14 protein-coding genes are annotated in these 13,964 nt (G+C 64.3%); 1 reads left to right on the top strand and 13 read right to left on the bottom strand.

What is annotated here, in order from left to right:
- Positions 1 to 12: 12 nt before the first annotated feature.
- The 10 genes from ACO550_RS18820 to ACO550_RS18865 all read right to left on the bottom strand — a co-directional run bounded on the left by ACO550_RS18820 (position 13) and on the right by ACO550_RS18865 (position 9,288).
- Positions 13 to 867: an ATP-binding cassette domain-containing protein gene (locus ACO550_RS18820; RefSeq protein WP_315593991.1), complete on the bottom strand. Its 855-nt coding sequence runs from the start codon at positions 865 to 867 to the stop codon at positions 13 to 15.
- Entirely contained in the window at positions 854 to 1,666 is an 813-nt protein-coding gene (locus tag ACO550_RS18825) for an ABC transporter permease subunit (RefSeq protein WP_315593992.1), read from the bottom strand. The genes ACO550_RS18820 and ACO550_RS18825 overlap by 14 nt, the downstream gene beginning before the upstream one ends.
- Positions 1,656 to 2,402 carry an amino acid ABC transporter permease gene (locus ACO550_RS18830; protein WP_315593993.1) on the bottom strand — a complete coding sequence of 249 codons (747 nt, stop codon included), beginning with the start codon at positions 2,400 to 2,402 and terminating at the stop codon, positions 1,656 to 1,658. The genes ACO550_RS18825 and ACO550_RS18830 overlap by 11 nt, the downstream gene beginning before the upstream one ends.
- The gene (locus tag ACO550_RS18835) at positions 2,399 to 3,274 is read right to left on the bottom strand and encodes a transporter substrate-binding domain-containing protein (RefSeq protein ID WP_315594103.1); all 876 of its coding nucleotides are present in this window, start codon (positions 3,272 to 3,274) and stop codon (positions 2,399 to 2,401) included. Before ACO550_RS18835 ends, ACO550_RS18830 begins: the two co-directional genes overlap by 4 nt.
- A gap of 13 nt (positions 3,275 to 3,287) precedes the next feature.
- Positions 3,288 to 4,121 carry a transporter substrate-binding domain-containing protein gene (locus ACO550_RS18840; RefSeq protein ID WP_315593994.1) on the bottom strand — a complete coding sequence of 278 codons (834 nt, stop codon included), beginning with the start codon at positions 4,119 to 4,121 and terminating at the stop codon, positions 3,288 to 3,290.
- A gap of 59 nt (positions 4,122 to 4,180) precedes the next feature.
- On the bottom strand, positions 4,181 to 5,185 hold the full coding sequence (locus ACO550_RS18845) for a tripartite tricarboxylate transporter substrate-binding protein (RefSeq protein WP_315593995.1): 1,005 nt from the start codon (positions 5,183 to 5,185) through the stop codon (positions 4,181 to 4,183).
- 156 nt (positions 5,186 to 5,341) lie between these two features.
- The gene (locus tag ACO550_RS18850) at positions 5,342 to 5,467 is read right to left on the bottom strand and encodes a hypothetical protein (RefSeq protein ID WP_315593996.1); all 126 of its coding nucleotides are present in this window, start codon (positions 5,465 to 5,467) and stop codon (positions 5,342 to 5,344) included.
- Positions 5,468 to 5,518: 51 nt separating this feature from the next.
- The gene (locus tag ACO550_RS18855; protein WP_315593997.1) at positions 5,519 to 6,793 is read right to left on the bottom strand and encodes an LLM class flavin-dependent oxidoreductase; all 1,275 of its coding nucleotides are present in this window, start codon (positions 6,791 to 6,793) and stop codon (positions 5,519 to 5,521) included.
- 12 nt (positions 6,794 to 6,805) lie between these two features.
- The gene (locus tag ACO550_RS18860) at positions 6,806 to 7,807 is read right to left on the bottom strand and encodes a tripartite tricarboxylate transporter substrate binding protein (RefSeq protein WP_315593998.1); all 1,002 of its coding nucleotides are present in this window, start codon (positions 7,805 to 7,807) and stop codon (positions 6,806 to 6,808) included.
- A gap of 101 nt (positions 7,808 to 7,908) precedes the next feature.
- The gene (locus ACO550_RS18865) at positions 7,909 to 9,288 is read right to left on the bottom strand and encodes an NtaA/DmoA family FMN-dependent monooxygenase (RefSeq protein ID WP_315593999.1); all 1,380 of its coding nucleotides are present in this window, start codon (positions 9,286 to 9,288) and stop codon (positions 7,909 to 7,911) included.
- A gap of 163 nt (positions 9,289 to 9,451) precedes the next feature.
- Here ACO550_RS18865 and ACO550_RS18870 point away from each other — a divergent pair, with 163 nt between their 5' ends.
- A complete protein-coding gene (locus ACO550_RS18870; RefSeq protein WP_315594000.1) occupies positions 9,452 to 9,961 on the top strand; it encodes a deaminase in 510 nt (169 codons plus the stop codon).
- A 51-nt stretch (positions 9,962 to 10,012) separates the two neighbouring features.
- Here ACO550_RS18870 and ACO550_RS18875 read toward each other — a convergent pair whose 3' ends face one another.
- Genes ACO550_RS18875 through ACO550_RS18885 form a run of 3 tightly spaced genes read right to left on the bottom strand, consistent with a single transcriptional unit; the run spans position 10,013 to position 13,798 of the window.
- Complete coding sequence (locus ACO550_RS18875) at positions 10,013 to 12,226, bottom strand: xanthine dehydrogenase family protein molybdopterin-binding subunit (RefSeq protein WP_315594001.1); 2,214 nt, start codon at positions 12,224 to 12,226, stop codon at positions 10,013 to 10,015.
- A 34-nt stretch (positions 12,227 to 12,260) separates the two neighbouring features.
- A complete protein-coding gene (locus tag ACO550_RS18880) occupies positions 12,261 to 13,241 on the bottom strand; it encodes an FAD binding domain-containing protein (protein WP_315594002.1) in 981 nt (326 codons plus the stop codon).
- Positions 13,241 to 13,798: a (2Fe-2S)-binding protein gene (locus tag ACO550_RS18885; protein ID WP_315594003.1), complete on the bottom strand. Its 558-nt coding sequence runs from the start codon at positions 13,796 to 13,798 to the stop codon at positions 13,241 to 13,243. The genes ACO550_RS18880 and ACO550_RS18885 overlap by 1 nt, the downstream gene beginning before the upstream one ends.
- Positions 13,799 to 13,964: the final 166 nt, after the last annotated feature.

The raw sequence follows: 13,964 nt of genomic DNA on the forward strand, positions 1-13,964 counted from the left end.
CGATGGTCCTTGTCAGGCTTGAAGGGTTGCAGGTGCCGGCGCGAACGCCGCATTGAATTCGGCGGGCAGGCGCGGGATGGCGCCTAGCGCGCGACGCAGGAAGGCGCGCGTGCGTTCGTGGCCGGGGTTGCCAAAGATCTGCTCGGGCGGGCCGTGTTCGACGATGCGCCCGGCCTCGGTGAAATAGATGTGGTCACTGATCTCGGCGGCGAAGCGCATCTCGTGGGTGACCAGCACGCAGGTCATGCCGTCTTCCACGAGTTCGCGGATCACGGTCAGCACTTCGCCAACCGTTTCGGGGTCGAGCGCGGATGTCACCTCGTCGAACAGGATCAGTTCGGGCCGCATCGCCAGCGCCCGCGCAATGGCCACGCGTTGCTGCTGGCCGCCCGACAGTTCGCCCGGATAGGCATGGGCCTTGTCGGACAGCCGTACCTTGCCCAGCAGCGCATGGGCTTCCTGCTCGGCTTCGCGGCGGCTGCGGCCAATCACGCGCGTGGGGGCGATCACCAGGTTTTCGAGGACGGTCAGGTGCGGAAACAGGTTGTACTGCTGGAACACAAAGCCCACGCGCTTGCGCAGCGCGATCAACTCGTCCTCGGTGCGCAATGCTTCCACTGCGGTATCGCCAACGCGGATCTGCCCGGTCTGCGGGCGCAGCAATCCGGTGATGCATCGCAGGATCGTGCTCTTGCCAGAGCCCGACGGCCCGATAATGGTCACGGCCTCGCCACGCCGGACTTCGACATCGATGCCCTTGAGCACGGTGTTGTCGCCGAAGCTCAGGTGCACGTCGCGTAGCGCAACGAGCGGCGTGGCTGGCGCTGAAGTCTGGTGGTTACGCAAGAAGGAATCAGTGGCGGTCATGACGACGCTCCAGCGCGCGCGTGGCGCGCGCGATCGGATAGCAATAGGCAAAGAACAGGGCCAGCAGCGTGAAATAGACCAGCACCGTGAAGTCGGTGCGGGCCACGGTATTGCTGGCCACCTGGGCGGTATCGACCACGTCGTGTACGCCAACCAGCGAGGCCAGTGACGTGCTCATGGTGATGCTGGCGTAAAGGTTCATCCACGGCGGCAGCATGCGCCGCACGCATTGCGGCAGCACGATGAGCCGGAAGATCTGGCGGCGCCGGAAGGCCAGCGAATGGGCTGCCTCCCACTGCGCGCTCGGGATCGACTGGATGGCGCCGCGGAAGATCTCCGCCACATTGGCACTGGCTGGCAGCGCCAGGCCGAGCACGACCTTGATCCAGTCGGGAAACGGCACTGTCCACTGCCCGATGTGCAACTCGAACGGGAACACATAGGTGGTGAAGTACACGAGCACCAGGATCGGTGCGTTGCGGAACGCCTGGACCCACAGCCGCGCCGCATGGCGTACCCAGCCTTGCGTGGACAGCGACAGCGCGCCGATCAGCAGGCCAGCCAGCGTGCCGAGCGCCATCGCCAGGATGCTGATCTCGATGTTGGCCCACATGCCGCGCAGCAGCGCGGGCGACCACGTCCAGAGGTTGCGGAACGCGGCCGGGGTGCTGCCGGTGGCCGTCCAGAATCCGACGATGGCCAGCACGCACAGTGCCGCGAGCGCCCATGGACTACGCAGGACATCCCTGACGGGCCGTGGCGCGGGGCGCCAGGGTAGGGCAAGCGGGTTACTGGCCATAGCCGGGCATCCTTAGGCGTAGTTCCAGCCAGCGGCCCGTGCGGCTGACCAGCCAGGTCAGCACGCCGAAGAACGACAGGATCAATAGCAGCAGTTCCAGCACGTTGTCGCGCTGGGTCCAGATCATGATTGACTCGTATGTCACATCGCCCACGGCGATGGCCGATGCGACCGCGGTCATCTTGACCAGGTCTACGAGGTTGTTGACCAGCGCGGGCAGCGCGAAGCGCACCGCCAGTGGCAATTCCACCTGCAATAACAGCTGGCGGCGCGAGAAGCCCAGCGAGCGCGCGGCTTCGAGCGTGACGCGCGGCACGGCCTCGATACCGGCGCGCAGCGCTTCGGCGTGAAACACGGCCTTGTGCAGCGATACCACGGCGATGACCCAGAAGAACGGCGTAAGCGGATTACTGCTGCCCAGGCTGTTCAGATGCTGGGTGATCAGCATATTGAGCACCAGAAAGCCGCAATACAGCTGTACCAACGTAGGCGTGTTGCGCGTCAGTTCGACGAACGCACGCGCCGGCGTGGCCAGGGTTGCCTTGCCTGACGTCAGCAGCGCGGCCAGGATGGCCCCGGCCAGCAGGCTGCAGGGGATGGTCAGCGCGCACAGTTGCAGCGTGACGACCAGTCCATGAAGAAACGCCGTGCGCTCGGTGTGATCCAGCACGAAGGCATAGTTGAGGCCCAGCGGCTTGAGCGCGGCAACGATGGAGACAAGCCAGGCATCGATCATGGGCGGCTTTCGGTGTAGACCGCGAAGTCCTGGGGCGCCACATCGAACTTGCCCTGTTTGGCATGGTCGTGCGCGGGCCGGATATAGGCGCCGTCCGGCACGCCGGACTTGCGTGCCACGTTGAGCAGGAAGCCGCTGCGGTGCCAGTCGCGGATGGCCTTGTCGACGAAGGCGACCGTGTCCTGTTCGCCGCGCCGCGTCCAGACCACGGTAGGCGATGGAATCAACTGGTCGTCGGTGGCGAGCGTGAATGCGGTCCACTCGGCCTTGTTGGGGCCGCTCAGCGTCTGGTACAGCGCCGGCTGGATATGCACCGATGCGGCGCAGGTGCCGCCCTTGAGTGCCAGTAGCGATTCCGGAATGCCACGCAAGCCCTTGACGATGGCGCCATACTTTTCGGCCAGTGGCTTGGCGAAGTTGCTTCCCTGGGATACACAGGCGACCTTGCCGCGCAGGTCTTCCCAGCGCTTGATGCCACTCTGCTTCGAGACCATGGCCGCTCCGCCCACAAGGTCGTATGGCGTGGGTGCGAAGCTCAGGATTTCGCTGCGTTCCTGCGTCCACTGGATATTGGCCACCAGCAGGTCGACCTTGCCCGCCTGCAGGAATTGCACGCGCGTGGAGGCGGTCACGGGGACGGTTTCCAACTCCACGCCCAGGCGTCGCGCAAGATCAGCGGCCAGTTCGGTCTGGTAGCCGCCGGTCTTGCCGGTGGCGGTATCAAGAATGCCGAAGGGCGGACTGGGACCGTCGATGCCCACCGACAGCTTGCCGCGTTGCCTGATCTTGTCGAGCGTGGCGTCAGCCCACGCCGTGTGGGCTATGGCGATGCCGCCTAAAAGCAGGGTGGCCGATACGAGATGCCTGTTCATCATGTGTTCGCGCTCAGCCCTTGTATTTTGCTTGCAGTTCGGGCAGCAGCGGCTGCGGCGGCGTGATGCCGAGCCGCTTTTCGGTGCCGATCAGCCAGCCCGTGCGGTGCCACTCCTGTACGACCTTGTCCACGGCTGCCACGGTATCGGCATCGCCCTTGCGTGCCCAGACCACCGATGGCGCGGGCAGGATTTCCGTTGGGATCGGTGCGGTGTAGTTGGTCCACTCCGCATTGCTACGCAGCAGTGGGTGGATCAGCGTGGCGTCATGGACTGCCGCCACGCACTGTCCGCCGCGCAGCGCCAGCAGTGATTCGGAGGCGGTCTTGAATCCGCGTACCTGCGCGCCATACTGTTCCTGCAGCGGTTTCACGAAGCTGCTGCCTTGCGATGCGCATACGGTCTTGCCGCGCAGGTCTTCCCATTGGTGGATGCCGCTGGTCTTGAGCACCGCTGCGGTACCGCCCACGCGATAGAACGGCGTCGGGGCATACGAGAGCAGTTCGCCGCGATCGGCGTTGTATTCCATCGAGGCGATCAGCAGGTCGACCTTGCCTTGCTGCAGGAACTGCACGCGGTTGGACGGATTGACCTGTACGAGCTCGGCCTCGACACCGAGCCGCTTGGCCAGGTCTCGCGCGAGTTCCGGATTCCAGCCAACCAGTTGCTGGGTGGCGGGATCGATCGAGCCGAAGGGTCCGCCGTTGACCAGCACGCCGATGGCGACCTTGCCGCGCTGCTTGATCTTGTCGAGCGTGGCATCGGCGCGTGCCGGCTGGGTAGCGAAGGCCGTAAGCGTGGTAATAGCGAGCGCCGCGATGGCGCGCAGCGTGTGAGTGGTTTTCATAAGGCGTAGGAAAGTTAGTGCTGGGTAGCCGGATAAGGCTTGTGGATATGGGTTCGCTACTAGTTCAGCTTGATGCCCGATGACGCAATGACCGCCGCATAGCGCGGCAAGTCCTTCGACAACGTGTCATCGAGTGCCTGTGCCGATGAAGCAACCACGACGAAGCCGGCTTCTTCGAGCTGCTGCTTCGTCGCCGGTTGGGCCAGCACGGCCGTGGCGTCGCGATTGATGCGATCGACGATTTCAGCTGGTGTGTTGGCTGGCGCCAGCAGGCCTTGCCAGCTTTCCACGGCAAAGCCCGGTGCGCCCGCCTCGGCCATGGTGGGTACTTGCGGCAGCGCCTTCGAACGATACGGCGTAGTCACGGCCAGTGCGGTCAGGCGCCCGTTGCGCACATAGTCGGAAACGGCGGCCAGCGTGATCAGCGTGGCATCGATATGGCCGCCCAGCAGATCGAGCGTTGCGGGACCACCGCCGGGGTAGGGGATGTAGTTGACCGCGATGCCGAGCTGGCGCGACAGCATCTCATGCGCGACGTGAGCGATGCCGCCGTTGCCGGGCAGTCCCAATGCGAGTTCGCCAGGCTTGCGCCGCGTCAGCGCAAGGTATTCGCTGAAGGTCCGCACGCCCAGGTCGGGACGCACCACCAGTATCTGGGGGCTGACCACGGCCTTGATTACGCCGCGGAATGCATGGTGGGTGTCGTAGGGCAGCCGCTTGAACAGTGACGCGTTCAACGTCACGCCTTCGCCGCCAAGCAGCAGCGTGTAGCCGTCCGGCGCGGCGCGGGCTACCTGGCCGGCGCCGATCGTACCGCTGGCGCCCGACACGTTCTCAACCACCACGCTCTGGTGCCAGCGCTCGCTGAGCTTTTGTGCCAGCGTGCGGGCCAGCTTGTCCGCGCTGCCGCCAGCGGCCACCGGAACGACGATGCGGACCGTCTTTGCGGGAAACGTGTCGGCCGGTGTATTGGCGAAGGCAGGCGTGGCGCAACTGGCGTAGGCAAAGGCGACCAGTGCGGATTTCAGCAATTTCACGGAGTGAAGCAGTCTGCGGCGCAGCATGATGAAGGCAGGTATAAGCCCGGACGCGCCTGCCGACACGATGTCGGCATGTAGTAAAGCGATTAAGCGATGTCACGGACCAACCAGCTTATGGAGTGCGACGCGCGATACGAACAAATCTTTTCGTACTTCGATATGCACGGCGGACTTGCGCGCTCAATTGAACGGCGGTCGATCCGAGGCGTCGCCGTCCTTGTGCGGCGGGTACAGCGGATGGCGCAGTGCCACGTAGACGAGCACCACCACGCAAGTGGCCGTGAACCAGTCGAGAAGGTCGGTCATGGCAATGTCTCCGTGTTGGTTGAGGTTCGATCTCGTGGGCGGCCACCCGCCTCACTGCGGGTTCGGCAACTCAAGGTGCTCGCGCAACGTACGACCGTCATAGTCGCGCCGGAACGCGCCACGGTCCTGCAGGATCGGCACAACCTCGCGCGTGAAGTCTGCGAATCCACCGGGGAAGTAGGCGGGCATGATATTGAAGCCATCCGCTGCACCAGCCTCGACCCATTCGATCATGTGATCGGCGATCTGCGCCGCGGTGCCGACCACGATCTGGTGGCCGCGCGCACTGGCCACCAGGTGATAGAGCTGGCGCAGCGTCAGGTTGCGTTCGCGCGCCAGCTTGATCAGCAGCGCGCTGCGGCTATGCACGACGATGTCGGTGGGTAAAGTTGGTAGCGGCTCATCGAGCGCGAAGCCGGAAACATCGACGGCAAGTTGCTCGGCCAGGATGGCAAGCGCGTTCGACTGGTCCGTGAAGGATTGCAGTTGCGCGAGCTTGCCATGGGCCTCCGCCTCGGTCGCACCAATGATCGGCATCAGGCCCGGCATGATCAGGCAGTGCCGTGGATCGCGTCCCGCCTCCGCCACTTGCCGGCGCAGACCGGTAGCGAATGCAAGCGCCGAATCGAGATCCTGTTGCGCGGTGAATACCACTTCGGCATGGCGCGCGGCCAATGCCTGTCCGGGGCCCGACGAGCCGGCCTGAATCAGCACGGGCTGGCCCTGTTCGCTGTTGGTGACGTTAAGCGGACCGGCGACGGAAAAATGCCTTCCCTCGTGGTTCAGTGCGTGCATCTTGGCGGTGTCGATATAGACGCCGCGCGCCTTGTCCTGGACGTACGGATCCCGGTCCCAAGAGCGCCAGAGTCCCTTCACCACCGAGACAAACTCTTCCGCGATCGCGTAGCGTTCGTCATGATCGGGGTGGCGGCTGCGGCTGAAATTCACCGAGCCATCGGCGAAGGTGGTCACGATATTCCACGCCGCGCGGCCGTGCGACAGCTTGTCGACGGTAGCCAGCGTGCGCGCAAGGTTGAACGGTTCGCTATAGGTTGTGGATGCGGTGGCGGCCAGCCCGACATGCGTGGTCACCATCGACAGCGCTGCCAGCATCGCCAGTGGATCGGGCCGCGTGATCATGGACGGATGGGCGTCGGCGGACGTCAGCAGACGGTCGCCAAAGAACACCATGTCGAACTTCGCGCGCTCGGCGGCCTGGGTCATGCGCACCACCAGGTCGATATTCTCGGTGCCGGATTCGGCGCCGGGATACCGCCAGCCGGCCGCATGATGCCCGGCCGCGAGCAGGAACAATCCGAGTTTCATGATCGTCCCGGCTCAATTGCCCTGCATGGTGCGATCAGCCACCACGCGCGCAGCAATCTCGTGCACCTGGCGGATCCGTTGCGAGGTCTGCTCGGGCGTCAGGATCTGCACGTCCACCTGGACGCGGCTCAGTGCGGCTACGGTATCCGGCTCGGCCAGGATCTCGCCAATCCACTGGCGCAGTTTCGCTAGCACGTCGGGCGGAACGTTGCGAGGGGCGGTGATAAAGAACGCGCCGGCCAGGGAGTCTTCCCAGCCCTTGACGCCGGCATCGCGAATACTGGGCACGTTCGGCAGGTCCGGCGAACGTGCGCCGCCGAAGTAGGCCAGCGCGCGCAGCTTGCCTTGCTTGATGAACTGTGTGCTGAGCGGATCGAATACCAGATCGACGTGACCGGCTACCACATCGGCCACGGCGGGTGCGCTGCCCTTGTAGGGCACGTGGCGGATGTCGATGCCGGCCTGACGCTTGAGTAGTTCGCCGGCCAGGTGCCCCGGCGTGCCGTTGCCCGAACTGGCAAACGTGAGCTTGCCAGGATTGGCGCGCGCATAAGCGATCAGTTCCGGTAGCGTGCGGATCGGCAACGACGGGTTGATGGCCACGGTTGCAAGCGAGTTGCCAATATAGGCTACGGGAACGAGATCGTGGAATGGATCGAACCTAACGGTCATCAGTTGCGGCGCGATAGCGAGATTGCCAATCGACGTATTGAGCAACGTGTAGCCATCTGCCGGCGACGCAGCCACATAGCCCGCGCCGAGCGTGCCGCCCGCACCGGCCTTGTACTCGATGACCACCGGCTGTCCGGCTTTCTCGGCCAGACGCTTGGTGATGATCCGGGCAACGTTGTCATTGGTGCCGCCGGGCGTATAGGGCACCACGTAATTGATCGGCTTCGACGGGAACGGTTGTTGTGCCGACGCGGTCGCGGCGGTGACGTGAAGTACGGGCAGCGCTGCCAGCGCCACTAGTGCGGCGCGCACGGGCGCGGGGAAGGCAGGAAAGAAACGCATGACGATCGGATGGGACTGGAATTGGATGCATGAAGGAGACTGGTCATCGTAGGTTGATAACCCTGCAACCGGAACTGCCGATTCGTCATGTCGTTAGCCGCTCAGGTGATAAGCGGCGATGCAAGCTCGGAAGCTTGCGGCGCAACGGTGGCGGGATGTGGCGGCCGTTTCAGCCCGAGATGCTCACGCAGTGTCGAACCCGTGTACTCGGTGCGGAACAGGCCGCGGCGGCGCAGTTCCGGCAGTACCAGCCGGATGAAGTCGTGCAGCCCGCCGGGCAGGAACGGCGCCATGATGTTGTAGCCGTCCGCGCCGTAGTGGCGGAATCGTTCTTCGAGCTGGTCGGCGATCTGCGTCGCGGTGCCCACCAGTTGCCAATGCCCGCGCGCGCCGGCCACGCGCTGGTAGAGCTGGCGAATCGTCAGGTTCTCGCGGCGGGCCAGGTCCACCACCAGCTGCTGGCGGCTCTTGGTGCCATTGGTTTCGGGTAGGTCGGGAATCGGTCCGTCGAGCGGAAAGGACGACAGATCGAACCCGCCGGTCAGGTTCGAAACCAGCGTCAATCCCACCACAGGGTCGATCAGCGCCTGCAACTGCTCGAATTTTTCCTGCGCCTCCGCCTCGGATGCACCCACGACGGGGAATACGCCCGGCATGATCTTGAGGTCATCAGCCGTGCGGCCATGACGGGGCAGCCGTGACTTGAGGTCGGCGTAGAACGCGACCGCTTCATCCAGGGTCTGCTGGGCCGTGAAGACGACCTCGCCGCTTCGCGCCGCAAGCTCCTTGCCGGCTTCGGAGGATCCGGCCTGCACGACCACCGGGTGTCCTTGCGGCGGGCGCGAGACATTGAGCGGTCCCTGCACCTTGAAATGCTCGCCGTTGTGGTGCAGTACATGGCGCTTGTCGCGGTCGAAATAGACGCCAGCGGACTTGTCGCGCAGGAAGGCATCGTCTTCCCAGCTATCCCATAGTCCTGTTACGACGTCGACGAACTCCGTGGCGCGCGTGTAGCGGTCGGCGTGCAGAAAGTTGTGGTCGCGGTTGAAATTGCGGGCCTCGTGATCGTTGCCTGTGGTGACCACGTTCCAGCCGGCGCGGCCGCGGGACAGATGATCGAGCGACGCGAACTTGCGCGCGATATGATACGGCTCGTTGAACGAGGTTGACGCCGTGGCCACGAGGCCGATACGCTCGGTGACGACCGATAACGCCGACAGCAAGGTGATCGGCTCGAACTGCGCCTGGTAGTTGTGGGCCACGCGGCTCAGGAACTCGACGTTGTCGCCGCGCGTGCCGACACCATCGGCCAGGAAAATCAGGTCGAACTTTGCGGCTTCCGCGGCCCGCGCAAGGTCGGCATAGAAGCGCAAGTCCGTGCCACCGTCCGCCCGGGCCTGCGGATGACGCCAGGCGGCAATGTGATGGCCGGAGGGGTAAAGAAAGGCCCCGAGGGCAAGTTGTCCGGTGCCTTGTGGCATGGCGGTACGATGGATCGGCGTGATTCAAGCCTCTCAGCGTATCCAACCAGCGCTGCATTGCTAACGATGATTACCGCATGTCGATAACCATCCTGGCCGTCGATCGATATGCGAAACTGCAGTCGGCAACCATTCAACCCAATTCTGTTGACTGAAAATCTCCATGACAAACTGGAACCCGGACGTACCCGATACCGTCTCGCAACTCGATCTCGATCTGCTGCGCCAGTCGATTGCATTGTCGGACGAATCGAAACAACGCGGGCGCCATCCGTTTGCGGCACTCGTCGCCGACGAGGCAGGCAATATCATCGCTGCCGCAGGCAACAACTCGATGCCGCCGGAAGGCGATCCGACCCAGCATGCGGAACTTGTGGCTGCCGCGGCGGCCGCCCGTGCGCTGACGCCGGAACAGTTGGCGCACTGCACGCTGTACACCAGTGCCGAACCATGCTGCATGTGCGCTGGCGCGATCTACTGGACCGGCATCGGGCGCGTGGTCTACGCGCTGTCGGAACATGCGCTACTGGGCCTGACCGGCGATCATCCCGAGAATCCGACCTTCTCGCTACCATGTCGCGAAGTCTTTGCGCGGGGGCAACGCCGCGTGAAGGTGGCCGGTCCGATGCTCGAGGACGAAGCGGCGCGGCCGCATGAAGGGTTCTGGAAGTAAGGTACGGCGCCGCGGCAATCGGCTGCGGCTACCGTCTGCATCATTCCCGCTTCATTCCATCAGCTTCTCCTTGGTGATGGGAAGTTCGCGTATGCGTTTGCCGGTCGCGTGGAACACGGCGTTGGCAACGGCTGCGGCCAAGCCCGTAATGCCGATCTCCCCGATGCCGCGCGCGCCGAACTCGTTGAACCCGAGGTCGGGGTAGTCAAGCAGTATCACGTCGATTTCCGGTTGGTCGGCGTGTACCGGCACCGCGTACTCGGCATAGTTGTTGTTGCCCGGCATGCCATTGCGTTCGTCGTACTCGGCAGCCTCGAACAGGGCCATGCCCACGCCCATCACAATGGCGCCTTCCACCTGGTTGCGTGCCATGACCGGATTGATGACGCGGCCGACATCGATGGCACTGACTACGCGCGAGACGCGCAGGCGCGAGATTCCCGGGTCCCAGCGGACCTCGACGAAATGGGCGCCAAACGACATGTACGACACCTTGTCGAGGTTCGATGCGCCGCCGGTACGCGCAAAGCCTTCGGCGCTGGCAAAGCGCTGGCTGGTGAGGATCGACGCATAGTCGACGGTGCGCTGGCCATCGGTCAGTTGGCCATCCTGCAGTTTCAGTGCCTCGGGTGCGATGCCGGTGAACATCGCGCCGTCCTGCGTTGCGAACGCGCAAAGCTGGGCAATCGCGACACGCGTGGCCTCGGCCACGGCGGGCAGCACGCTGGCGGTGGCCCAGGATCCACCGGCCACCGGCGCAGCGGGGGATGACGAAGCGCCGAGGCGGACGTCGATTCTCTCGAACGGCAATCCTGTCAGATCGCTTACCGTCTGCGCCACGATTGTGTACATGCCAGTGCCGATATCCTGGATGGCGCAAGTCACCGATGCCGTGCCATCGCTGTTCAGGTGCACGCGCGCCTCGGCGGGCGTGCGCCATGCGTCCCAGTTGCATACCGCCATGCCATAGCCGACCACTTCAGTGCCGTCGACCATCGAGCCAGGGCGAGGATCCCGCTTGTCCCAGCCAAAAGCGCGGCCGCCTTGCACGATGGCTTCGCGCAGGTGGTTGCTGGACCACGGCAGGTCCATGCTTTCATCTCGCGTGGAGATATTGGCAAGACGAAACTGCAGCGGGTCCATGCCACAGGCCAGCGCCAGTTCATCGATCGCGGATTCCAGCGCGAACAGGCCCGGTGCCGCCCCCGGAGCCCGCATCGAAGTTGGCGCACCGCGATGCACATTGGTGGTGTGATGGCTGGCCATGACATGGGGGCATGCGTACAGGCTCTTGGTCATGCCGCCGCAGTTTTCGACGTACTGGTCGATAAACGACGTGGTGTTGACGGACTCGTGCCGGATCGATGTGATCCTGCCATCGGCACCGGCGGCCAGGCGCATGCGCTGGCGCGTTTCCGGCCGCTGCCCCGTGGTGGTAAACATTGCCGCGCGCGGCACCACCAGCTTGACCGGACGACCGGTCATCCGCGCGGCGGCGCTGGCCGCCACCGAATGCGGCCACAGGAACAGTTTCGCACCGAAGCCGGAACCGATAAACGGTGCATCGACGGTCACGTTCTCTGGCATCAGGCCGAAGATCTGCGCAATCGTATTGCGATGCACGGTCGCCCCTTGGGTGGCCTCGTACAGATGCAAGGCTTCGTCATCCCACCACGCCAGCGTGGCATGCATTTCCATGGGGTTGTGCACCTCCACGGGCGTACGGTACACCGCATCGACCTTGACCGCTGAATGATCGAAAGCGGACTCCGGCGTGCCGCGCGAATAGGCCTGGCCAGCCTCCTGCAGGCCGTTGGCCTCGATGCCGTGCTCGAGGTCGATGATCGCCTCGCCACTTTCGTACTGCACCTTGATGCGAAAGGCAGCTTCGCGCGCATGCTCGAACGTGTCGGCGACCACCAGCGCCACCATCTGACCGCCATAGTGGATCGTGTCGTCCTCGAACGGCAGCCGGTGTTCGTCGGTGATCGATGCGACCAGGATCGTGTCAAACGATATGGGGCTCTTCGGTGTCCGGTAGAGCCTTGGAAAATTGCCGTGGTGCAGGATTTCCGCTACGCCGGGTACGCGGCGGGCGTCGTCCAGTTCCATGCCGGCGATACGGCCGCTGGCAACGGTGCTGAACACCCCGTAGGCGTGAAGCATGCCGGGCAGTGCACGGTCGGCCGTGTACAGTGCGCCGCCGGTCACCTTGAGCCGGCCGTCGATGCGGCGCGGTGATGCGCCGATAGCAGTGTTGTTCACGCTGATCTCCCTTGCGGCGACGAAGCGCGTGGCGTCACGCGGTCAGGCGTGTCAGGTTGCGGATCACGGCCTGCTGGCCGAGCAGGAGCTTGAAGCCGTTTTGCCCGTAGGAGCGCGCGCCCGACATCGCAGCGGCGGCTGCCTGGCGAATCAGGGCCTCGGATACTGGCTTGCCGCGCATGACGGTCTCGGCCTCCACCGCTCGCCACGGCTTGGTGGTGACACCCCCGAGCGCGATGCGGATGTCGCGGACCGTCCCGCCATCGAGTGCGATCACCACGGCGCTGGACGCCAGCGCGAACTGATACGAGCCGCGGTCACGCAGTTTCAGGTAAGCGGATCTTGCGCCTGGCATAGGGGCATCCAGCGTGATGTGCGTGATGATCTCGCCGGCCTCCAGCGCGTGTTCCTTCCATGGCGTGTCGCCTGGCAACAGGTGGAAGTCCGCGAATGCGATATCGCGCTTGCCCTGCGGGCCCTGGGCGTGAACCGTGGCGCCGATCGCCACCATGGCCACGCACATGTCCGACGGGTGGGCGGCGATGCACTGCGCGCTGCCGCCCAGCACGGCATGCACGTTGCGGTTCAAACCATCGATGGCGGCGCAACCGGACCCCGGCTCGCGCTTGTTGCAAGGCGATATGCCGTCGCGGAAATAGCCACAGCGCGCGCGTTGCATCACGTTTCCGGCGGTTGTCGCCTTGTTCCGCAACTGAGTGCTGGCGCCTGACAGCAGCGCTTCCGACAGTGACGGATAGTGCTTGCGGATATGGTCATGTCGCGCGAGCTCGGTGTTGCTCACCATCGCGCCGATCCGCACCCGGTTGCCATCGAGCATTTCGATCTGATCGAGCCCGAGCTTGTGGATGTCCACCACATGGGCCGGTTGCATGATGTCGAGCTTCATCAAGTCCAGCAAGGTGGTTCCACCGGCCAGGTAGACCGTGCCGCCGCGTGCGTAAAGCGCGATGGCCTGTTCGACATTGTCGGCCCGCGCATAGTCGAAGTTTCTCATCAGGCTTTCCTTCCGATCTTCCCGCGCGCATCCTGGATGGCGGCCACAATGTTCTTGTATGCCCCGCAACGGCAGATGTTTCCGCTCATCGCCTCGCGTACCGCGGCATCGTCGGGTGGAATCCGCTGGTCCTGCAGGATACCCACGGCACTCATCAACTGGCCTGCGGTGCAATAACCGCACTGGTAAGCGTCGTGATCCCAGAAGGCCTGTTGCACGGGGTGCAGGCAGCCATCGGTGCACAGTCCCTCGACCGTGGTGATCTCGTCGCCGTCGTGCATGACGGATAGCGAGAGGCATGCGTTGACCGAGACACCGTTGACCAGCAGCGTGCACGCGCCGCACTGGCCATGGTCGCACCCCTTCTTGGTGCCGGTCAGGTGCAGCTGATCGCGCAGGGTGTCGAGCAGGATCGCATTGGCCGCAACGGTCAGGCGGTGCACGGTGCCGTTGACGTTCAGTGTCAGGGGATAGGCCGGCGATGTATCGCGTCCATCGCGTCCATCGTCAGGCCTGGCATCCGCGCGTTCGTCGGACAGGTTTGCGGGGCTTTCCATTGCGCTTTCTCCTTTCGGGGAGCGGGGCGGTGCGCTCTAACTGTATTCACATCGCCGACTTTTTCAAGGACGCTCGACTGGTCTGAGTAATTGCCTGCGCTGGGCCTGCGTTGGCGCGTAAATGTCTCTACATCTCGGCGTGAGCCGGCGTGGTGCGGCGTGGGGC

The sequence above is a fragment of the Cupriavidus sp. genome (assembly GCF_057315035.1).

Coding starts and splice junctions, on each gene's coding strand:
- ACO550_RS18820 (WP_315593991.1), bottom strand. CDS start 867: ATGACCGCCACTGATTCCTTCTTGCGTAACCACCAGACTTCAGCGCCA.
- ACO550_RS18825 (WP_315593992.1), bottom strand. CDS start 1,666: ATGGCCAGTAACCCGCTTGCCCTACCCTGGCGCCCCGCGCCACGGCCC.
- ACO550_RS18830 (WP_315593993.1), bottom strand. CDS start 2,402: ATGATCGATGCCTGGCTTGTCTCCATCGTTGCCGCGCTCAAGCCGCTG.
- ACO550_RS18835 (WP_315594103.1), bottom strand. CDS start 3,274: ATGAACAGGCATCTCGTATCGGCCACCCTGCTTTTAGGCGGCATCGCC.
- ACO550_RS18840 (WP_315593994.1), bottom strand. CDS start 4,121: ATGAAAACCACTCACACGCTGCGCGCCATCGCGGCGCTCGCTATTACC.
- ACO550_RS18845 (WP_315593995.1), bottom strand. CDS start 5,185: ATGCTGCGCCGCAGACTGCTTCACTCCGTGAAATTGCTGAAATCCGCA.
- ACO550_RS18850 (WP_315593996.1), bottom strand. CDS start 5,467: ATGACCGACCTTCTCGACTGGTTCACGGCCACTTGCGTGGTGGTGCTC.
- ACO550_RS18855 (WP_315593997.1), bottom strand. CDS start 6,793: ATGAAACTCGGATTGTTCCTGCTCGCGGCCGGGCATCATGCGGCCGGC.
- ACO550_RS18860 (WP_315593998.1), bottom strand. CDS start 7,807: ATGCGTTTCTTTCCTGCCTTCCCCGCGCCCGTGCGCGCCGCACTAGTG.
- ACO550_RS18865 (WP_315593999.1), bottom strand. CDS start 9,288: ATGCCACAAGGCACCGGACAACTTGCCCTCGGGGCCTTTCTTTACCCC.
- ACO550_RS18870 (WP_315594000.1), top strand. CDS start 9,452: ATGACAAACTGGAACCCGGACGTACCCGATACCGTCTCGCAACTCGAT.
- ACO550_RS18880 (WP_315594002.1), bottom strand. CDS start 13,241: ATGAGAAACTTCGACTATGCGCGGGCCGACAATGTCGAACAGGCCATC.
- ACO550_RS18885 (WP_315594003.1), bottom strand. CDS start 13,798: ATGGAAAGCCCCGCAAACCTGTCCGACGAACGCGCGGATGCCAGGCCT.